This is a genomic window from Pseudomonas sp. GW821-FHT05H12, from assembly GCF_059419385.1.
In genome coordinates this window covers 173,008-193,521 of record NZ_JBWKRS010000008.1, presented here as the reverse complement: position 1 = coordinate 193,521, position 20,514 = coordinate 173,008, and the positions used below count along the sequence as shown (strand labels likewise).

Here is a 20,514-nt window from a genome sequence, read left to right as displayed (position 1 = left end):
TGCGCAGGCAAGCCAGCTCCCACAGTGGATCTTCGTTGCGACACAGATCCCCTGTGGGAGTTGTCGAGCTTTAGCGAGGCTACGAAGGCGGTGGGTCACCCTTTATACTGCCGCCCTCACCTCCCCCCTCAAGGAAGAACCATGCGCGTCATTGTCATTGGAGGCCTGGGCAATTTCGGGCTGCGGATCTGTCGACGCCTGGCGTCTGAACCGGGTATCGAGGTGGTCGCCACCAGTCGCAGTTCGCGTGGAGGCCTGCATGCCTTGGATGACGGGCAGAGCGTGGCCACGCTGCCCCTGGATATCAGCGCCGCCGATTTTGAGCAGCGCCTGATTGAAGCCAAACCCGGGCTGGTCATTCATTGCGCGGGCCCCTTTCAAGGTCAGGATTACCGAGTAGCAAAGGCGGCGTGTGCATCCGGGGCGCATTACCTGGACCTGTCGGACGGCCGCGACTTCGTGGCGCAGTTCGCTGCGAATGTGGATGCCGAGGCAAAAGCGGCCGATGTATTGGCGATTTCCGGCGCCAGCAGCGTACCCGGCTTGTCCTCTGCCGTGATCGATCACCTGGCCCACTCTTTCAGCCGCATTGACAGCCTCCAGACCGTCATCGCCCCCGGCCAGCAAGCCAGCCGTGGCGTCGCAACCATCCAGGCCGTGTTCGGTTATGCGGGCCTGGAATTCGAGCGCTGGAACGACGGTGCCTGGACCCGTCAGTTCGGCTGGCAGGACTTGCGCCGCTTCAGCTTTGCGAAGATCGGACAGCGCTGGGGCGCCGCCTGCGATGTGCCAGACCTGGCGCTCTTTCCACAGCGCTACCCGGGCGTGCGCGATGTGGCCTTTCATGCCGCCCTTGAACTACCCATCCAACATGTGGCCCTGTGGCTCGCCGCCGCCTTGCGCCGACTCGGTCTGCCCCTGCCAATCAGCCGCTATGCCGCCAGGCTGGACGCTTTCTCCAGCCGTGTGCTCGACCGCTTCGGCAGCGAGACCGGCGCGATGCAAGTCAAGGTGCAAGGCTTGCGCAGCGATGGCCAACCTGGCTCGCTCACTTGGCACCTCACCGCACCCGGTGGCGACGGCCCGGAAATACCCTGCATGGCTGCCTTGCTGCTCGCGCTGAAACTTGCAAAAAACCAGCTCCCCCAGACCGGCGCGTTCCCTTGCCTGGGTTTTCTGCAGTTGGACGAATTCACCGCCGAGTTCCAGCGTTGGGGCTTTACCACAGCACTTGTCGACGACCACGCGTCAAACAGTCACGAGAATTCGCCAGACTTGTAGGCGGTTTCAAAAGTGATGCGGGCAAAATCCGCCGGCTAACCTTTCGATTCGATCCAAGTGCGGGCACAATGCGTGTCCTTTTTTGGCAGGCACCGCCGCAGGCTCTCAAAAATGATCAAAACGCCGTACTACCTCATCGATAAACAGAAGCTTCTGGTCAACATGCAGAAGATTGCTTACGTGCGCGAGCAGTCCGGCGCCAAGGCGTTGCTGGCGCTCAAGTGCTTTGCCACCTGGTCGGTGTTCGACCTGATGCAGCAGTACATGGACGGCACCACCTCGTCGTCGCTGTATGAGCTCAAGCTCGGTCGCCAGAAATTCGAAGGCGAGGCACACGCCTACAGCGTGGCCTGGGCCGACGATGAAATCGAAGAGATGCTGGATAACTGCGACAAGATCATCTTCAACTCCATCAGCCAGCTGCAGCGCTTTGCCGAACGTAGCGAAGGCAAGACCCGAGGCCTGCGTGTGAACCCGCAGGTGAGCAGCTCCGACTACCTGCTGGCCGACCCGGCGCGCCCGTTCAGCCGCCTGGGCGAATGGGACCCGGAAAAGATCGAAGGCGTGATCGACCAGATCTCCGGTTTCATGTTCCACAACAACTGCGAGAACGGCGACTTCAGCCTGTTCGACAAGATGCTCGGTGTGATCGAAGAACGCTTTGGCGCGCTGCTGCACAAGGTCGAGTGGGTCAGCCTCGGCGGCGGCATCCACTTCACCGGTGAAGACTATGCCGTGGACGCGTTCTGCGCCCGCCTCAAGGCGTTCTCCGAAAAGTACGGCGTGCAGGTCTACCTGGAACCCGGCGAAGCGGCGATCACCAACAGCGCTTCCCTGGAAGTCACCGTGCTCGACACCCTCTACAACGGCAAGAACCTGGCCGTGGTAGACAGCTCCATCGAAGCCCACCTGCTGGACCTGCTGATCTATCGCCTCAACGCCAAGCTGGCGCCAAGCGAAGGCGAACATACCTATATGGTGTGCGGCAAATCCTGCCTGGCCGGGGACATCTTCGGCGAGTATCAATTTGATCGTCCGCTGGCCATCGGCGATCGGCTGTCGTTCATCGACACCGCAGGCTACACCATGGTCAAGAAAAACTGGTTCAACGGCCTGAAAATGCCGTCCATCGTAGTGAAACAACTCGACGGTACTGTCGAGGTGGTTCGTGAATTTGGTTACGACGACTACCTGTCCAGCCTTTCGTAAGCTGGCGGATAAAGGAGAGATAAAGCAATTGAAAAAGAACGTTCTTATCATTGGTGCAGGAGGTGTCGCCAAGGTGGTGGCCCACAAGTGCGCGCAGCACAACGACGAACTCGGTCGTATTGCTATCGCGTCGCGCAACATCTCCAAATGCCAGGCCATCATCGACAGCGTCAAGGCCAAGGGTAGCCTCAAGGTTCCCGCCGACATCCAAGCCTTCGCGCTGAACGCCCTGGACGTGGAAGCGACCAAGGCCCTGATCCGCGAGACCGACTCGCAGATCGTCATCAACGTGGGTTCCGCGTTCCTCAACATGTCGGTCCTGCGTGCCTGCATCGACACGGGCGTTGCGTACCTCGACACCGCCATCCACGAAGAGCCGGGCAAGGTCTGCGAGACCCCGCCGTGGTACGGCAACTACGAATGGAACCACCTGGAAGAGTGCAAACAGAAGAACATCACGGCCATCCTTGGCGTGGGCTTCGACCCGGGTGTCGTCAACGCGTATGCCGCGCTGGCGCAGCAACAGCATTTCGACCGCATTGATTCGATCGACATCCTCGACGTCAATGCCGGCTCCCATGGCAAATACTTCGCCACCAACTTCGACCCGGAAATCAACTTCCGCGAGTTCACCGGACAGGTGTGGAGCTGGCAGAACAGCCAGTGGACCAGCAACACCATGTTCGAAGTCAAACGCACTGATGACCTGCCGGTTGTCGGTTCGCAGAACCTCTACCTCACCGGCCACGATGAAGTGCACTCGCTGTCGAAAAACCTCGACGTGCCCAACGTGCGTTTCTGGATGAGCTTCGGCGAACACTACATCAACGTGTTCACCGTGCTGAAGAACCTCGGCCTGCTCTCCGAAAAGCCGGTCACTACCGCCGAAGGCCTGGAAGTGGTGCCACTGAAACTGGTCAAGGCCGTACTGCCCGACCCGTCTTCGCTCGCCCCTGGCTACACCGGCAAGACCTGCATCGGCGACCTGGTCAAGGGCACCAAGGACGGCCAGCCGCATGAGATGTTCATCTACAACGTGGCATGTCACGAAGAAGCTTTCGCTGAAACTGACAGCCAGGGCATCTCCTACACCGCAGGCGTGCCACCGGTGGCCGCTGCGCTGCTGGTTGCCCGTGGCGAGTGGGATGTGAAACACATGGCCAACGTCGAGGAACTGCCGGCCGAGCCGTTCCTGAAGGCGCTGGACGTGATGGGGTTGCCGACCCGCATCAAGGACGAGCACGGTGATCGTGCGTGGGATGCGATTGCCTGATAGGCGATAGCTGACCAAAAAAATGCGCCCCACGGGGCGCATTTTTTGTTTGGGCTGCTGTAGGAGCCGGCTTGCCGGCGATGGTGGTGTGTCAGTTGATACCCTCAAGCCCAATGAGATCAACTGTGGGAGCTGGCTTGCCTGCGATAGCGGTCTTCCAGTGCCCTATGTGCTGACTGACACACCGCCATCGCCGGCAAGCCGGCTCCTACAGTGGATTGGCAGCGGATGTGAGGGTGGAGTTATTCCAGGTTACGGGCTGAGTTGCTCAGCGCTCGCGAACACTGCAACAACGCCGGCGCCAGCTGCTGCTCTGCATCCGCCCGAGTCCAGCGGCTGGTGGGTGCCACCACGTGCACCGCCGCCACCGGGCGGCCATTGGCGCCGAGCACGGGCGCGCCGATGGTCATGTCACCCAGGAACAGTTCCTGGCCATTCACCGCATACCCCTGCTCGCGTACCTGTTGCAACGATTGCAGAATCTGCTCGACGTCCGTCAGCGTCTGGCTGGTGTGGGCAATACGCTGGCTGTTCTCGATCAACACCAGCGCTTCTTCCTGCGGCAGCGCGCTCAAATAAGCGCGCCCCGACGCCGTGCAGTACATCGGCACCCGCGAGCCGATCGGCATGTGCACCGGCACAAACCCCGAGCTGACGAATCGTGCGATGTAGGTCATGTCGTAGCCTGCAGGCTCGGTCAGGCACGAGGTTTCGCCGGTGAGCCGGGTCAGTTCCGACAGAAACGGGTTGGCCACCTCGATCAACGAATGCGCATCCAGGTAGCTGAACCCCAGCTCCAGTACCCGAGGTGTGAGTTGGTAATGGCGTGTGCGCGAGTGTTTCCGAAGGTAACCCAGGCTTTCGAGGGTAAACACCATGCGCTGGGCCGAACTTTTGGTCATGCCGGCAGCCTCGGCCACCTCTGCAAGGCTCATGCTGCGGCGCTGGGCGCTGAATGCCTTGAGCACCGACAGGCCTTTTTCCAGGGATTGGTTGTGCAAACTGTTGCGTTCTTCAGACATGGCGGACTCGCAGCGTAGGTGGCTCAGGCGTGGCGATATTTCTACCGTAAAACACAAAAATAGACCACTAAATATCGCATATCGATACGAATGATTCATTTTGTCTATTTCCTATAGCGACATACGATTTTTATCAATCGAAATGGCATAGAGCTTGCGTTTTCATCGGCAGCCGCTTGCGGTACTGACTTTCCGTTTTCCTTCTGGAGTAACCCGATGAACAGTCTTTCGCCCTTGTTTCGCCGCCTTGCCTTCGCCCTGTGCGCCACGCTCTGCGCCAGCGCCGTGCACGCAGAAAGTGCGTCCTCGTACAAAGTCGGTGCAACGGCCAGTGGTTCGCCGTTCACCTTCCTCGACATCAAGAGCAACAGCATTCAGGGGGTGATGGTCGACGTGGCCGAGGCCGTGGGAAAGGCCGGTGGGTTTACCAGCCAGATTGAGCAGACCAACTTCGCCGCACTGATCCCCTCCCTCACCTCCGGCAAGCTCGATTTCATTTCGGCCGGCATGCTCAAGACCGAAGAGCGCACCAAGGTCGTCGACTTCAGCGCCCCGGTGTACGCCTACGGTGAAGGCCTGATCATCAACGCCGATGACAACGCCAGCTACCCCGACCTGACCCCCCTCAAAGACCAGGTGGTCGGCGTGCAGGCCGGCACCATCTTTTATGACCAACTGAACAAGCTCGGCATCTTCAAGGAAATCCGCACCTACGACTCCATCGGCGAGATGGTCCGCGACCTGTCCCTGGGCCGCATCAAGGCCGCCGTGGGCGACCAGCCGGTGGTGGCCTACCAGATCCGCCAGAAGCTGTTCAAAGGCGTAAAACTGGCCGCCGACTACAAACCCACCAACGTCGGCGAAGTGTGCCTGGTGGTGCGCAAGGGCGACACCCAGACCCTGGAACGCCTGAACAGCGCCATCGCCAGCATCAAGGCCGACGGCACCCTGGACAGCATCCTCAAGAAGTGGGGGCTTGATACCCAGGTGCGCCCATGAACCCGACCGAGTTCCTGCAAAACGCCCAGGATTTCCTGCCGATCCTGCTGCAAGGCGCCTGGGTGACGATCCAGATCACCGTGCTGTCGTTCCTGCTCAGCAGTGCCATCGGCCTGGTGCTGGCGCTGCTCAAGCTGTCGCCGATCCGTGCGCTGTCGTGGACCGCGAGCACCATCATCAACGTGATCCGTGGCCTGCCGATCATCGTGCAGCTGTTCTACATCTACTTCGTGCTGCCGGACATGGGCGTGCACCTCACCGCGTTCTATGCCGGTGTGATCGGCATGGGCATCGCCTACTCGGCGTACCAGGCCGAGAACTTCCGCACCGGCATCATCGCCGTGGAACAGGGCCAGCGTGAAGCCGCCGAAGCCTTGGGGATGCGCTCGGTGCTGATGATGCGCCGGGTGATCCTGCCCCAAGCGTTTCGCATCGCGCTGCCGCCCTATGGCAACACGCTGGTGATGATGCTCAAGGACTCGTCCCTGGTGTCCACCATCACCGTGGCGGAGATGACGCGCCAGGGTCAATTGATCGCCTCGTCGACCTTCCAGAACATGACCGTCTACACCCTGGTCGCCCTGCTCTACCTGCTGATGAGCCTGCCGCTGGTGTATGGCCTGCGCCGCATGGAACAGCACCTGGGCCGGAGGAAAAAAGCATGATCGAGATTCGCCAACTGCAAAAACACTACGGCAGCCACCGCGTGCTGCACGGCGTCGACCTGGACGTGGCCAAGGGCGAAGTGGTGTGCCTGATCGGGCCGTCGGGCTCGGGCAAGTCCACCCTGTTGCGCTGCATCAATGCGCTGGAAGCCTACGACGGCGGGCACATCAACGTGTTCGGCGAAACCGTGCAGCGCGGCAGCAAGACCGTGCACGCCCTGCGCAGCCGCATGGGCATGGTGTTCCAGCGCTTCAACCTGTTCCCCCACCGCACCGTGCTGGAGAACGTCATGGAAGGCCCGGTGTACGTCAAGGGTGAACCCGTACAGCAGGCCCGCGAAGAAGCCCTGGTGTTGCTGGAAAAAGTCGGCCTGAGCGCCAAGGCCGATGCCTACCCGGAACAACTCTCCGGTGGTCAGCAGCAACGCGTGGCCATCGCCCGCGCACTGGCGATGAAACCCGAAGCCATGCTGTTCGATGAACCCACTTCGGCCCTCGACCCTGAGCTGGTGGGCGACGTGCTGGCGGTGATGCGCACCCTCGCCGACGAAGGCATGACCATGATCGTGGTCACCCACGAAATGGGCTTCGCCCGGGAAGTGGCCGACCGCGTGTGCTTCCTGCACGGTGGCTACATCGTTGAAAGCGGGCCAGCCGAGCAAGTGTTGGGCAACCCGCAGCAACCGCGCACCCAGGACTTCCTGCGCCGCGTGCTGCACCCCACCGGCGATACGCGGAGCCTGTCATGAAGTCATTGTGGTCAGCGACCGCATCGGCGGCCGTGCCAACCCCGGCGCTGGGTGAGTCGGTGAAGGTGGATGTGGCAATTGTCGGCGCCGGCTATACCGGCCTGTCCACCGCCCTGCACTTGGCCGAACGTGGCGTGAGTGTGTGCGTGCTGGAAGCCAACGAGCCGGGCTGGGGCGCTTCCGGGCGCAATGGTGGGCAGGTCAACCCGACGCTTAAATACGATCCGGAACAGCTGGTGCAGATGTACGGGCCAGAGCGTGCCGAGCCGTTGATTTCCACCGTGTCGAATTCGGCCGACCTGGTGTTCAGGTTGATCGAAAAACACCGCATCGATTGCGCCCCGGTGCGCAAGGGTTGGATGCAAGTGTCATACACCGAAAAAGGCGTGGCCGGGTTGCACGCACGGGCCGAGCAATGGGCGCGACGCGGCGTGCCAGTGCAGGCGTTGGATGCGACAGCGGTAGCTTCGCGCATGGGCAGCGAGGCCTTTGCCGGTGGCTGGCTGGATGGTCGTGCCGGGGCGATCCAACCCTTGGCCTATGCGCGTGGTTTGGTGGGCGCGGCGTTGGCAGCGGATGTACGGATTCATGGGCAAAGTGCGGTAACGGGTTTGCAACGCCAGGGTTCTGGCTGGCAATTGCAGACGGCTGGCGGTGCCCAGGTCACGGCGGATCGTGTGGTGCTGGCCACCAATGGCTACAGCGGCAACCTGTGGCCGGGCATGGCCCAGAGCATCCTGGCGGCCAACAGTTTTATCGTCGCCACCAAGCCGTTGAGTGGGCGCGCGGCCGAGAGCATTTTGCCGGGGCAGGAAACGGTGTCCACTGCGCAGCGGCTCTTGCTGTACTTCCGCAAAGACAGCCATGGGCGTTTGCTGATGGGCGGACGCGGGTTGTTCAACGACCCCACTGACCCCACGGATTTCGCTCACCTTGAGCGCTCACTGGCGCTGCTGTTTCCGCAACTGGGCCCACTGGAATTCGAGTACCGCTGGGCGGGGCGGATCGCGATCACGCGGGACTTCATGCCCCACGTTCACGAACCGGCACCGGGGCTCACGTTGGCGTTGGGCTGCAATGGCCGAGGCATCGCGTTGTGTACCAGTTTGGGGCAGCAATTGGCCGGGCGTTTGTGTGACAGCCAGGCGGAGTTTGCTTACCCGGTGACACCGTTGCAGCGCCTGCCAATGCATGGGTTGCAGCGGTTCTACATCGGCGCTGGAGTGGCGTGGTACAGCCTGCTGGATCGGCTCAATGTGAGCTGATCCTGCGCTCATCATTTCGTCACAAACCTGGCGTAGGCTCGCGGCCTTCAGATCTCAAGGATGAGACCCCCTTTTGTTGTGAGCGGACTGCGGCGTTGCCACCGCAGGTCAAGCAACTGATTTTTATCGTCGGGGTTGCCGTGGTGGAGGCCTGGGCGCTGTGGTGGTCGCTGTCTAACTGGAGCCAACCGCTGCGTAAAGTCCTGCCGCTGTACGCCATCGCCCTGGGCGGTATCGCCAACCTGATCGACCGCGTGTTCCGCGACGGTCATGTGGTCGACTACATGGTGTTGAAGGTTGGCCCGACGCATACCGGCGTGTTCAATCTTGCCGATATCGCCATCACCGCCGGGGCGTTGTGGCTGATGCTGGATTTGTTTGTTAAGCCGCGCAAAACCCGAGTCTGACCGGGCAGCACCGCCTAGTTATTAAACGCCCAGGGGCATCAACGCCGCTAATGCATCTGTGATCAACGCCTTAAGAATAGGCGTTGATTTAGCCTTCATGCGATCACTTACCTCTTGCTGCTTGGCAGTCACTTTGCTGGCGTATTTCGAGGCCTGCCCCTCGGCGGCGAGGGACGCCATCTCCTCATCGGTAAACGATTGCTGGTAAGCCTCAGCCAGGTTCAAATCCCACTGTGGCTGGTACTTGGGCAGCAATTGCGTGATTTGCTGATCGAGCGCCTTGTTGGCCTCGGCCGGCCCGATCTTTTCGGCAACCATCGCGTAGGTCACCGTCGTCTTCGCTGCTAATTGTGCAAACTGCTGCAGGTTCTTGCCCATGTGCTGTTTGGCGACGAAAGCACGGGCAGCGGGTGACGCCGGTATATCGGCAGATGCGATGCTGGCGAGCGCCAGCAGCAATAGAAAGGCGAAGGCAGTGAAAGTCCGTTTCATGGTGCATATCCTTGGGGGTAGCCATCAGCGTAGCGGTGCAAAGTGGCAGTTTGATGTCATGCGCAAAATAGCTCGTTCCCACGCTCTGCATGGGAACAGCCTCATCTCAAAACACCGACCACCCAATCCGCTCGCTCAACAACTCCAACGCCTTCATCCCCGCCAGCGAGTTCCCCGCCGTGTTCAGCTCCGGCGACCACACGCACACCGTAAACTGCCCCGGCACCACCGCGACGATCCCGCCGCCTACCCCACTCTTGCCCGGCAACCCCACGCGATAGGCAAAGTTGCCCGCTTCGTCATACAGCCCGCTGGTGGCCATGATCGAGTTGACTTGCTTGGTCTGGCGCGCCGTTAAAATCTGCTCGCCGCTGTGGGCGCTCACGCCTTCGTTGGCCAGGAAGCTGAAGGCGCGGGCCAGGTCCAGGCAGCTCATCTGCAGGGCGCAGTAGTTGAAGTAGCTGTGCAGCACGGCGTCCACGTCGTTATGGAAGTTGCCGAAGGATTTCATCAGGTAGGCCATGGCGGCGTTGCGTGCGCCGTGCTGGGCTTCGGAGTCGGCGACCACGCTGTTGACCAGGATCTGCGGGTTGCCTGAAAGGCGCCGCACGAAATCGCGCATCGACAGGATCGGCACGGCAAAGCGTGATTGGTTGATGTCGCAAATTACCAGCGCTCCCGCATTGATGAAGGGGTTGCGCGGCCGGCCGCGTTCGAACTCCAGCTGCACCAGGGAGTTGAACGGCTGGCCGGAAGGCTCGTGGCCCAGGCGTTCCCAGATGGTTTCACCGCCGTGGTCGATGGCCTGCACCAGGCTGAATACCTTGGAAATGCTCTGCACCGAGAACAAGGTGTCGGCATCGCCGGCGCAATAGGCCGAGCCGTCATTGCCGTACACGGCGATACCGAGCTGGTTGGCGGGCACGTCGGCGAGTGCGGGGATGTAGTCGGCGACTTTGCCGAGGCCGATCAGGGGGCGCACTTCGTCGAGGATCGACGAAAGCATCGCCTGCATGTCTTGTCCTGTCATCTGTCTTTGAATCGGTGATATGCGGGGCGCGGAGGATACCTGAAGCGGGCGATTTAGGTGGACTGAACAACACCTCGGTAAACCTGTAGGAGCCGGCTTGCCGGCGATGGCGTCCCTGAGTGCGATGCAAAACCCGAGACCCTATCGCCGGCAAGCCGGCTCCTACAGGGCGGAGATAGCCGTTAGAAATGCGCCACATCCGACACCTGCTCATCCAGCACATCCCGCGCCAGCGCCCAGGCGCGGTCCTGGGACTCGACCACCAGCAGCGGATAGCCCCAGGCCTTGCCGAAGGTCACGGCAAACGGCTTGAGGGCCAGGCGCTTGGCCGCGCTGGGTTCAACCTGGATCATGCCTCTGACGTAGGCCCGCAGTGCCTGCTTGTTTTTCTTCATCCAGATTGACGCGTGCTTGCGCTCTTCGTGGGAGTGTTCGTGATTGCTTTCATCCACGGCTTTTTCATGCAGCAGCACAAAGGCTTGCTGCCGGGCCAGGAGGCCTTCGAAGACCAGGAAAGCGTCAGCCGGGCCGCCTTCGTTGGGAGCGTCGAAAACGATTTTCACCACCGGGAATGTTGTGCTGTCGAGTCGCATGGCAGAGCTCCTTGTTGAGAATGGATCTCACTGTATCGATCGGCCCGCTGGACGGCATTGCACAGAATAGCCAGACTGTTTCGCAATTCAGCCAACCTGTGAACCCCGCCATGAAACACCACCGCCTTGAAATGCATGACCGCTCGATGGTCAAGGATGCAGATCAATTCCCCCGCGCCGTGGTGGCCGTGGGCGCCACCAGCACGTCGGACACCTGGGAGCATGCGCAGCACGCCCACCGCAAGGGCCAGTTGCTGTACACCCTGCGCGGGGTCATCCATTGCGAGATCGAAGCGGGCATCTGGATCGTGCCGCCGCAGTGCGCGCTGTGGATCCCCGGCGGCGTCTCCCATGCGGCCCGCGGTTCTGGCGAAGCGGAAGTCTATTGCCTGCTGATCGACCCCGACGCCGCCTGCGCCCTGCCCCCGCAATGCTGCACCCTGGCGGTGTCAGCGTTGTTACATGAGTTGATCAGCAAGGCCGTGAGTTTTCCGCTGCTGTATGACGAGGGCGGTGCCCAGGGCCGTTTGATCAACACGCTGCTGGATGAATTGGCGGCCGCGCCCATCGAGGCCCTGCACCTGCCCATGCCCCAGGACCCGCGCTTGCGCCGCCTGGCCGACAGCCTGCTGGCCGAGCCCGCCGACAAGGCCACGCTCGGCCAGTGGGCGGTGCGCATCGGCATGAGCGAACGCAGCATGACGCGCCTGTTGCTGGAGGAACTGGGCCTGAGTTTTGGCCGCTGGCGCCGGCAGTTGCACGTGATCCTCTCGTTGCAACGCCTGGCCAAGGGCCAGAGCGTACAGACGGTGGCGCTGGACCTGGGCTATGAGAACGCCAGCGGCTTTATCACCATGTTCCGCAAGGCCGTCGGCCAACCGCCAGCGCGTTACCTGGCAGACCGTGCCGGGGCCCTGAACGCACCGTCTCCCGCGGCCATTGCGCTAAAGGAGGCAAAAGGCTAGCTACGTTGCACTGCAATCGGGTGATTTAAGACCCGAATCGGGTAGTGCGGAAAATGAGAACCCGTATCATTTGCGCCATTCTCCTTCAGGCGTGGACACCATGGAACGCACTTCCCTCTCCCAAGCCGTACGCTGTGCCTTATTTTTGTCTTGCACCCTGCCGCTGATACAATCGGCGATGGCCGCCGATGTGACCGTCGATGAGCTGGATGCCACCGTCATCACGGCCACCAAGCAGGACACGCCGCAGTTCAAGACCACCAACAGCGTCAGCGTGGTCAAGGGCGAAAAAATCGAGGACAGCCACCTCGACACCCTTGGCGAAGTCGCCCAGCGCCAACCCAACCTGTACTTCAGCACCTTCACCCAGCACACGCCATCGCTGACCATTCGTGGCCTGGGTTTTTCCGATGATGAAGGCGACAGCATCAGCAACAGCGTGTACATCGACGGCGTGCCCATGAACGGCCTGGTGCTCGGCCAGTTGTACGATATCGACCAAGTGGAAATCCTGCGCGGCCCGCAAAACACCCTGTACGGGCAAAACAGCATGGGCGGCCTGGTGGCCCTGCGCACCCGAGACCCGGAGTTCACGGCGGGTGGCAAGGTCAAGCTCGAATACGGCACCCACAACCAGCAGCGCGCCGAAGTCACCGGCAACCTGCCCCTCACTGAAAACACCGCCGTACGGGTGACCGTCGGCGGCGAAAAGAACGATGGCATGATCGCCAACGCCACCCTAGGCCGCCACGATACTGCCGGCTGGGACAGCGGTTTCGGCCGTATCAAGTTGCTGCACCTGGACGACGACGGCGGCGAGTGGCGCTTCGGCTTGCACCACATGAACACCCATGGCGACAACGACTATTTCGCCACCCGCGACTTGGCGAAAAAGTACCAGTCCAACGCCACCGACGCCGGCACCAACAACACCGAATACACCTTGTTCACCGGCGAATACCGCAAGCGCTTTGCCGATGACACGCAACTGGTGGTCAACGTCGGTGCCAACCAGACCGAGTGGGATTACTGGCTGCCCAAATCGATCTTTGGCGGCACTGCTGGCTACGACATGAAGACTCGCCAATACACCGGCGAAGCTCGGCTCAACGGCCAGAACGGCAACATCGATTGGCTGGTGGGCGGCTTCCTGTCCCATGTGCGCCGCGACGCGCCGTACACCTTCGACCTCAGCCCGTATTTTCTCAGCGCCACCAAGGCCAAGGTCGAGGGTGACACCGTGGCCACCTTCGGCGAGCTGGGCTGGCGCTTCCAGCCGCAATGGCGCGCCGCCGTCGGCCTGCGGGTCGAACACAACCGCCGCACCATGGACTGGAGCAGCACCCAGGGCGGCATGTTCGACAGCGATGGCGACGGCGTGCCCGACACCAGCTTCGCCAGCCTGGAATCGTTCAACGACCGCAAGGTCAGTGAAACCGTGGCCCTGCCGCGTTTCAGCCTGGAGTTCAGCCCCAACGACCAGCACTTCACCTACCTGGTGCTGGCACGCGGTTACAAGGCGTCCGGCTTCAATACCTACTCCACCACCGCCAGCGCGGCTGGCGATGCCTACCACCCGGAATACGGCAGTTACGCCGAGTTGGGCTACCGCTACCGCGCGCCGAGCAAGGTGTGGGAAGTCGGCGCCGACGTGTTCTACACCCGCCTGCGCGACCAGCAGGTGATCGTCGAGGACGGCGGCGGCCAGACCTCCACCAGCAACGCCGGCAAGTCCCACAACAAAGGCCTGGAACTGACCGCCACGGTGCGTCCGGTGGAGTCGGTGCAGGTCAATGCCTACGCCGCGTTGCTTGAGGCGCAGTTCGACGACTACACCCGTGGCGCGGTGGACTATTCCGGCAAGCAATTCCCCAGCACACCCAAGCACAGCTACGGCATGTCGATGGACTGGGCGGCCACCGACCACATCACCGTCGGCACCGGCCTGACGCGCCAGGGCCAATCCTATCTATACCCGAACGCCACGCTGTCCCAGGGCGCCTACACCCTGTGGGACGCCAACATCGATTATCGCCTCAAGCAGTGGACCATCGGCCTGTTCGGCAAGAACCTGGGCGACACCACCTACTTCACCCGCGCCATGGCCAACGGCATGGTCATCGCCGGCCAGCCGCGTACCCTGGGCGTGCGGGTGGGCATGGAGTTCTGAGACCCACGTTACAACCTTGCAAATGAGAACGATTAGTAATAGCCTGCGATCCATCTTGAAAGCTCGCAGGGATTTCCGGGCAATGCGCTGGCCTCTCCGTAACAGGGGTCCGCGCAGGAACAAGGACACTTGCGAGCCGTCTGCCCCCTGCCCAGGTCACCTGGGCGGTTGCCTGCGAGGACGACCATGTACCAGCTTCGCGCTTCCACCTTCTTTGACGAAACCGCACCCCAGGCCGGCCCGCCCGGCTGTCACGTGCGAACCCAGGTGGTCCAACCCGGCCTGGAAGTCTCCCTGGTGACCTTCAACGCCACGGACGCGGTGCGCATCAGCACCATCGATGACAACCCTCACCTGCACTTCAGCTGCATGCTCAACGGCGATATCGACGTGCGTGTCGGCCGCAAAGACCTGCACCTGGGCAAAGACCAACTGATGACCAGCTTCGCCCCTGCCGAACGCTTCGAGCTGGCGTTCGCTCCCGCCCACCGCAACCTCGAACTGCGCATCACGCCCCAGCGCCTCAGCGAACTGGCCGGCGAGGATTACCAGCGGCTGGGCGACAGCATCGAAGGCAACTTCTGCCTGCACACCACCCACGGCAACCAGCGCATCAAGGACGCCGCCCTGCGCCTGGAACGCCTGCTGGGGGATGATTCAGCCTCGCCGCTGCTGGTGCATTCGGCCAGCCTGGAATTCCTCGCCTGGCATCTCAAGGCCTTCAACCCCAAGGACCAGAGCGAGCAGATTTCCCGGCGTGAACAGAAGCAACTGCTGGCCGCCCGCGAACGCCTGCTGATGGACCTCAGCGCCGCGCCCACCATCGAGCAACTGGCCCGCGAGACCGGGCTCAACCAGCTCAAGCTCAAGCGTGGGTTCAAAGCCATGTTCGATGTGAGCATCTACGCGCTGTTCCAGCGCGAACGCATGGGCAAGGCGCGCCAACTGCTGCAGCACCATGGGGTGACCGACACCGCCTCGATGCTCGGCTACAGCAACATCAGCCACTTCAGCGTGGCGTTTCGCAAACAGTACGGCGTGCTGCCGCGCGATGCCCGGCGCGGCGCGCTGGAATAACCCTTACCCCGCCTGCTGCTGCCACAACTCGGCATACAGCCCGCCGCGTGCCAGCAATGGCGCGTGGCGGCCGCGCTCGACGATACGCCCCTGGTCCAGCACCAGAATCACATCGGCATGGCGCACCGTGCGCAAACGGTGCGCCACCATGATCAGCGTACGGCCCTGGGCCAGGCGTGACAGCGCGCGCTGGATCTCATACTGCGCCAGCGGGTCGACCGACGCCGTGGCTTCGTCCAGCAACAAAATCGGCGCGTCCTTGAGCAACGCCCGGGCGATCGACAAACGCTGACGTTCGCCCCCCGACAACCGCTGGCCGTTCTCGCCGATGGGCGTGTCATACCCCTGGGGCAAACGCTGGATAAACTCATCGCAACCGGCCTGGGCACAGGCGTGCCTCACCTGCGCCAGGCTGGCGTCGGGTTGGCCCAGGCGCACGTTGTCGAGCACGCTGGCGTCAAACAGTTGCACGTCCTGGAACACGAAACTGCACGCGGCGTACAGCTGGTCCAGGCGCATGTCGCGCACGTCCACGCCCCCCAGTTCAATACGTCCCTGCTGCGGGTCATAAAAGCGCGCCAGCAAATGCAGCACGCTGCTTTTACCGGCGCCGGAAGGCCCGACAATCGCCAGCATCTGCCCTGGCTCCACGGCAAAATCCAACCCCTGCAACGCCCACTCCGGCTGTTCGGGATAACGCAGGCCCACGTCGCAAAAACGCACGCCATGGCCCTGTGGCGCCACCGGCTGCGAGGGCTCGGCAACCGCAGGCATCTCCAGCAAGGCCTGCAACCGCGCTTGCGCCTGGGCCAGGCCGCGCAGTTCGCTCAGGTACGCCGCCACATCCAGCAAGGGGTCGAGCAAACGCGGCGCCACCAGCGCGAAGAACATCCAGGTCAGCGCCGGCAGTTGCTCGGTATTCGCCAGCAGGCCCGCCGTGAGCAACAGCAGCACCAGGCTCAAGTCCACGCACAACCGGTACAACTGGATGGCGCTGCCGCCCCACACTTCCACCCCCAGGCTGTGACGTTCAATCTCGCCGAACTGCTGGTCCAACCGTTCGCGCCACGCCCCGGCGCGATTGAACAGACGCAAGGTGCGCAGCCCGCCGATAAACTCCACCAGCAGTCCCGCCGCCCGCATAAAGCTGTGCTGCTTGCGCCGGCCCGCCGCCAGGAAAAACCCGCTCAAGCGGTTCAACAACACAAACGCCAAGGGCAACGTCACCAACAGCGCCAGGGCCAGGCGCCAGTCCACCCACACCAGCACGCCGACGAACAGCAACGGCACCGCCAGCGACGCCAGCAGTTCCCCAAGCACGTGAGTGAATATCGTCTCGATACGCTTGACGTCTTCCGTCAGGCGCTCACCCAGTTGCCCGATCCTCTCTTGGCGAAGCGCGCCCAACGGCAGACGCGCCACATGGTCGAGCAAGTGGCGCCGGTAACCGTGCATCAACTCATAACCGCCGAGAAAACTGTTGAGCTGGCCGAAGTACGAACACACCAACTGCGCTACCAACAGTGCCGCCAAGCCCACGCCCAGCCACACCAGTGAAGGCATCGCAGGTTCAAGCAGCCACACAAACCCGAGAAAGAACGGCGCAATCGCACACGCCCGCTCCAACACGCGAAAACCCAAGCCCCACCACAGGCGCGGCGAGCGCGTATCGGCAATGCTCACCACTTGGCGCAGCCCTTCAATCAACCCGTGCATGCTGCGTACTCCCTTCTCGGATGGTCCAGTCTTCGCTGTCGAACTGGTGTTGCCATTGCGTGGCATAAGTGCCGCTGCGCGCGAGCAACTGGCCGTGAGTGCCCGATGCCTGGATCACTCCGCGCTCCAGCAACACGATCTGTTCGGCGTCGCAAATGCTGGTAAGACGGTGGGCAATCACCAGCAAGGTCTTGTCCGGCCAGGTGGCGCGCAGGGCCTGGTAAAAGCGCCGCTCCGTGCGGCTGTCGGCAAAGGCCGTGGCCTCGTCCAGCACCAGGATCGGCGTCTGCGCCAGCAGCGCCCGGGCCAGGCCGATACGCTGGCGTTCGCCCCCGGACAAACGTACGCCACGCTCATCCATCGGCGTGTTCAGCCCCATTGGCAAGGCCCGTACAAAGTCCTCGGCCTGGGCCACGCGCAGGGCGCTGTCGATCTGTTCGAGGGTCGCGTCGGGACTGCCGATGCGCAGGTTATCCAGCAACGTGCCCTGGAAGATGAACGCGTCCTGGGACACCACCCCAACCGTCGCTGCGCGGGCAGCCTCGCTGAGTGCCGACAACGGCTCACCGTTCACCCGCACATGCCCGCTTTCAGCGTCCAGCAACCCACCCAATAACCAGGCCAGGGTACTTTTGCCACTGCCTGAAGGCCCCACCAACGCAGTCATCTGCCCGGCAGGCAAGTGCAGGTCGATGTGTTGCAACACGGGCTGCCGGTCATAGCTGAACGACACCCCTTCAAACATCACCTCCAGCGGCGGGTTCAAGGCTTGATCACGCGCGCCCGCCGGCTGCGGCCACACCAGCAACGGCGCGAACCGACGCACGCCGCCCATGATTTCCTGCACCTGGGAATTGAGCCGCGCCACCCGTAACAACGGCCGCAGCATGCCGGTGCCCAGGATCAGCACCAGCACCAGCTCGGCCTGGGTCAACTGCCCCGCGCCGTACAACCACAACCCCACGGGGAACAGCACCACGACGTTGGCCCCCAGCAACACCACAAACACCGACCAGCCGGGCACCGTCATGCCGATCATGCGGCCGATCAATTGCCGGTAATGGGCCAAGGCCTCGCGCATGCGCTTGAACGAACGGGCGTCCTGGCGGAAGGCTTTCATCAACGGTGCACTGCGCAAGAACTCCAGGGTCGCGCCGTCCAGGTCATCCACCGCCCCGGCGTACTGCGTCAGCCGCTCACCCAGGCCGCGCATCATCCAGGCCTGGGCCAGCAGCGCCAACGGCACCGGCAATAAGGCACACAGTGCCAGGCGCCAATCGAGCAAGCACAGGGCGATGAATACCCAGATCGGGCTCAACAACGCCGCCACACACTCGACGCTGTGGTGGGCGATAAATTGCTCCATGCGCTCCACATCCTGAATCACCCGCTGCTTGAGTTCGCCGCTGCTCAAGCGGCTCAACCACGGCAACGGCGCCCACGACAAATGCCGCACCAACGCACGCCGGGTGTTGAGCAACACGCGATACGCCGCCACATGGCTCAGGTAATACGCCAGGGTGTACAGCAGGTATTTGCCCAGCAGGGCCACCGCCATCCAGCCGGCCAGGGTGAACAGGTCAGCCCCCACGCCAGGCCCGCCCTGCACCACGCGGTTCACCGCCTGGGCCAGCAGGAAAAACGGCAGCAACTCCACCGCCGCCGCCAGCACCGCCATGGCCACCGCCAGGCCCAATCGTCGCCCCTGGCCCCGTAGCAGCCAACGCCAGCTCGGCGTTGGCGCGTCGGCCTGTTCAGTTTTCATCGCCATCCCCAGCCTGATTCGAGTGTCCCGGGATGATTGATCAAGTGGCCGGCCGACGGCTCCCCTGATCGGTTCGCACAGGCCCCGGATGGGAATTATTGCTGGCCCGGCGCTGCGCACTTTTGGGCATAAGGTTGTAACCAAAAAATTCGGATCAGGGCCATGACGTTCGGTTTCGGGCAGTCCATTCGTTGAATAAGGAGAATGATTCTCAACAAACCAGCTTTCCAGCGACCCTCACAAGGAGCCCGAACCATGCACCCTCTTCATTGGCGCGACACTCAAGCCCAGCACCTGACCGGAGGCGGCCTGTGGCAACCCCAAAGCCTGAATGAGCACCTGCAAGGCTGGGCACGCGCCTTCGGGCCACGCATCGCCCTGATCGAAGGCGAGCAACAACTGAGCTACCGCGACTTCGAACATCAAGTGTGTTGCCTCGCCGGTGGGCTGGCCGACCTCGGCATCCACAGCGGCGACCGCGTACTGGTGCAACTGCCCAACGGCATCGACTTCGCCCGCACCCTGTTCGCCCTGTTGCGGGTGGGCGCATGGCCGATCCTGGCCATGCCGGCGCACCGCGAACGGGAAATCCAGGCCCTGTGCGAGCTGGCCGAACCCAGTGCCTACATCGTCGCCGAGCGCTTCCTGGGCTTTGATTACCGGCCCATGGCCGAACGCCAATTGGCGCTGTGCCCGTCCCTGAAACAGTTGATCATCGCCGGTGCCGTGGCCGCTCAAGGCGTGACCCTGGCCAGCGTCAACGGCGCGCTGCGCGAACCGGCGAAGGTCGACCCGCACAGCACCGCGTTGCTGTTGCTGTCCGGCGGTACCACCGGCACCCCCAAACTGATCCCGCGCAGCCATGCCGATTACGCCTACAACGCCACGGCCTCTGCGCAACTCTGCGGGTTCGACCAAAACTCGGTGTACCTCGCCGCCCTGCCCATCGCGCATAACTTTCCACTGGCCTGCCCGGGGCTGATCGGTGCCCTGTCCACCGGCGGTCGCGTGGTGTTTTCGCGCACGGCGGGCGCCGATGAAGCCTTCGACCTGATCGCCCGCCACCGCGTGACCCACACTGCCCTGGTGCCGCCCCTGGTGAAGCTGTGGCTGCAGGCGCGCGAGTGGGACCACAGTGACCTGTCGAGCCTGCGCCTGTTGCAGGTCGGCGGCGCGCGGCTGTCCAGCGACGTTGCCGCACGTGTCGCGCCCGCCCTGGGCTGCGCCCTGCAACAAGTGTTCGGCATGGCCGAGGGCTTGCTCTGCTACACCCGCCTGGATGACCCGCAATCGGTGGTGCTCAACACGCAAGGCCGGCCCCTGTGCAGCGCCGACGACGTGCGCCTGGTGGACGCGAATGGCACCCCCGTCGCCCCCGGCGAAGTCGGCGAGCTGATCGTGCGCGGCCCCTACACCATCGCCGGCTATTACCGTGCCGACGCCCACAACCGCCAGGTGTTCGACGCCGAAGGCTTCTTCCATTCCGGCGACCTGGCGCGCTGGACCGCCGACGGCAACCTGGTGGTCGAGGGGCGGATCAAGGAACAGATCAACCGCGCCGGCGAAAAAATCGCCGCTGCCGAAATCGAACAACTGCTGCGCGAACACCCGCTGGTGCAAGACGCTGCCGTGGTCGCCCTCACCGACGAACGCCTGGGCGAACGGGTGTGCGCCTGCGTGATCCTGCACACACCGCAACCCTTTGCCTTGAGCACCCTGCACCAGCATTTCCAGGGCCTCGGCCTGCCGCGCCACAAGTGGCCGGACCAACTGGAAATCCTGCACAGCTGGCCCCTGACCAGCGTCGGCAAACTCGACAAACGCCAATTGCAGCAA

17 protein-coding genes and 1 pseudogene are annotated in these 20,514 nt (G+C 62.7%); 12 read left to right on the top strand and 6 right to left on the bottom strand.

Going from position 1 to position 20,514, the window contains the following annotated elements:
- The first annotated feature begins 141 nt into the window (after positions 1–141).
- The 3 genes from AC07SU_RS09855 to AC07SU_RS09845 all read left to right on the top strand — a co-directional run bounded on the left by AC07SU_RS09855 (position 142) and on the right by AC07SU_RS09845 (position 3,763).
- Positions 142–1,281 (top strand): saccharopine dehydrogenase family protein, encoded by a 1,140-nt coding sequence (locus AC07SU_RS09855; RefSeq protein WP_494996932.1) that lies wholly within the window; start codon positions 142–144, stop codon positions 1,279–1,281.
- 111 nt (positions 1,282–1,392) lie between these two features.
- Entirely contained in the window at positions 1,393–2,490 is a 1,098-nt protein-coding gene (gene nspC / locus AC07SU_RS09850) for a carboxynorspermidine decarboxylase (RefSeq protein WP_176995640.1), read from the top strand.
- A 28-nt stretch (positions 2,491–2,518) separates the two neighbouring features.
- A complete protein-coding gene (locus AC07SU_RS09845) occupies positions 2,519–3,763 on the top strand; it encodes a saccharopine dehydrogenase family protein (protein ID WP_494996931.1) in 1,245 nt (414 codons plus the stop codon).
- 242 nt (positions 3,764–4,005) lie between these two features.
- Here the strand turns inward: AC07SU_RS09845 and AC07SU_RS09840 are convergent, their stop codons facing one another.
- Positions 4,006–4,785 (bottom strand): IclR family transcriptional regulator, encoded by a 780-nt coding sequence (locus AC07SU_RS09840; RefSeq protein ID WP_176995638.1) that lies wholly within the window; start codon positions 4,783–4,785, stop codon positions 4,006–4,008.
- Between the two features lie 216 nt (positions 4,786–5,001).
- Between AC07SU_RS09840 and AC07SU_RS09835 the strand changes: the two genes are divergently transcribed.
- The 5 genes from AC07SU_RS09835 to AC07SU_RS09815 all read left to right on the top strand — a co-directional run bounded on the left by AC07SU_RS09835 (position 5,002) and on the right by AC07SU_RS09815 (position 8,870).
- The gene (locus AC07SU_RS09835; protein WP_176995637.1) at positions 5,002–5,784 is read left to right on the top strand and encodes an ABC transporter substrate-binding protein; all 783 of its coding nucleotides are present in this window, start codon (positions 5,002–5,004) and stop codon (positions 5,782–5,784) included.
- A complete protein-coding gene (locus AC07SU_RS09830; protein ID WP_176995636.1) occupies positions 5,781–6,449 on the top strand; it encodes an amino acid ABC transporter permease in 669 nt (222 codons plus the stop codon). Before AC07SU_RS09835 ends, AC07SU_RS09830 begins: the two co-directional genes overlap by 4 nt.
- A complete protein-coding gene (locus tag AC07SU_RS09825; protein ID WP_176995635.1) occupies positions 6,446–7,198 on the top strand; it encodes an amino acid ABC transporter ATP-binding protein in 753 nt (250 codons plus the stop codon). Before AC07SU_RS09830 ends, AC07SU_RS09825 begins: the two co-directional genes overlap by 4 nt.
- A complete protein-coding gene (locus AC07SU_RS09820) occupies positions 7,195–8,463 on the top strand; it encodes an NAD(P)/FAD-dependent oxidoreductase (protein WP_494996930.1) in 1,269 nt (422 codons plus the stop codon). The genes AC07SU_RS09825 and AC07SU_RS09820 overlap by 4 nt, the downstream gene beginning before the upstream one ends.
- Positions 8,464–8,558: 95 nt before the next feature.
- Positions 8,559–8,870: a signal peptidase II gene (locus tag AC07SU_RS09815; RefSeq protein ID WP_494996929.1), complete on the top strand. Its 312-nt coding sequence runs from the start codon at positions 8,559–8,561 to the stop codon at positions 8,868–8,870.
- Between the two features lie 21 nt (positions 8,871–8,891).
- Here AC07SU_RS09815 and AC07SU_RS09810 read toward each other — a convergent pair whose 3' ends face one another.
- The 3 genes from AC07SU_RS09810 to AC07SU_RS09800 form a co-directional block, all read right to left on the bottom strand.
- Complete coding sequence (locus AC07SU_RS09810) at positions 8,892–9,362, bottom strand: hypothetical protein (protein WP_494996928.1); 471 nt, start codon at positions 9,360–9,362, stop codon at positions 8,892–8,894.
- A 106-nt stretch (positions 9,363–9,468) separates the two neighbouring features.
- Positions 9,469–10,377 carry a glutaminase B gene (gene glsB, locus AC07SU_RS09805; RefSeq protein ID WP_176995631.1) on the bottom strand — a complete coding sequence of 303 codons (909 nt, stop codon included), beginning with the start codon at positions 10,375–10,377 and terminating at the stop codon, positions 9,469–9,471.
- 197 nt (positions 10,378–10,574) lie between these two features.
- Entirely contained in the window at positions 10,575–10,985 is a 411-nt protein-coding gene (locus AC07SU_RS09800; RefSeq protein ID WP_176995630.1) for a hypothetical protein, read from the bottom strand.
- 110 nt (positions 10,986–11,095) lie between these two features.
- Between AC07SU_RS09800 and AC07SU_RS09795 the strand changes: the two genes are divergently transcribed.
- The 3 genes from AC07SU_RS09795 to AC07SU_RS09785 all read left to right on the top strand — a co-directional run bounded on the left by AC07SU_RS09795 (position 11,096) and on the right by AC07SU_RS09785 (position 15,197).
- Positions 11,096–11,950 carry an AraC family transcriptional regulator gene (locus AC07SU_RS09795; protein ID WP_494996956.1) on the top strand — a complete coding sequence of 285 codons (855 nt, stop codon included), beginning with the start codon at positions 11,096–11,098 and terminating at the stop codon, positions 11,948–11,950.
- 100 nt (positions 11,951–12,050) lie between these two features.
- On the top strand, positions 12,051–14,120 hold the full coding sequence (locus AC07SU_RS09790) for a TonB-dependent receptor (RefSeq protein WP_494996927.1): 2,070 nt from the start codon (positions 12,051–12,053) through the stop codon (positions 14,118–14,120).
- Between the two features lie 186 nt (positions 14,121–14,306).
- Positions 14,307–15,197, top strand: coding sequence for a helix-turn-helix transcriptional regulator (locus tag AC07SU_RS09785; protein ID WP_176995628.1), 891 nt, complete (start codon positions 14,307–14,309; stop codon positions 15,195–15,197).
- A 3-nt stretch (positions 15,198–15,200) separates the two neighbouring features.
- On the opposite strand, the gene AC07SU_RS09780 is transcribed toward AC07SU_RS09785, so the two are convergent.
- The gene (locus tag AC07SU_RS09780) at positions 15,201–16,913 is read right to left on the bottom strand and encodes an ABC transporter ATP-binding protein (protein WP_494996926.1); all 1,713 of its coding nucleotides are present in this window, start codon (positions 16,911–16,913) and stop codon (positions 15,201–15,203) included.
- A complete protein-coding gene (locus tag AC07SU_RS09775; RefSeq protein WP_494996925.1) occupies positions 16,897–18,678 on the bottom strand; it encodes an ABC transporter ATP-binding protein in 1,782 nt (593 codons plus the stop codon). The genes AC07SU_RS09780 and AC07SU_RS09775 overlap by 17 nt, the downstream gene beginning before the upstream one ends.
- Positions 18,679–18,933: 255 nt before the next feature.
- On the opposite strand from AC07SU_RS09775, the pseudogene AC07SU_RS09770 reads away from it, so the two are divergent.
- Positions 18,934–20,508, top strand: a pseudogene (locus AC07SU_RS09770) ((2,3-dihydroxybenzoyl)adenylate synthase); the annotation flags it as partial.
- Positions 20,509–20,514: the final 6 nt, after the last annotated feature.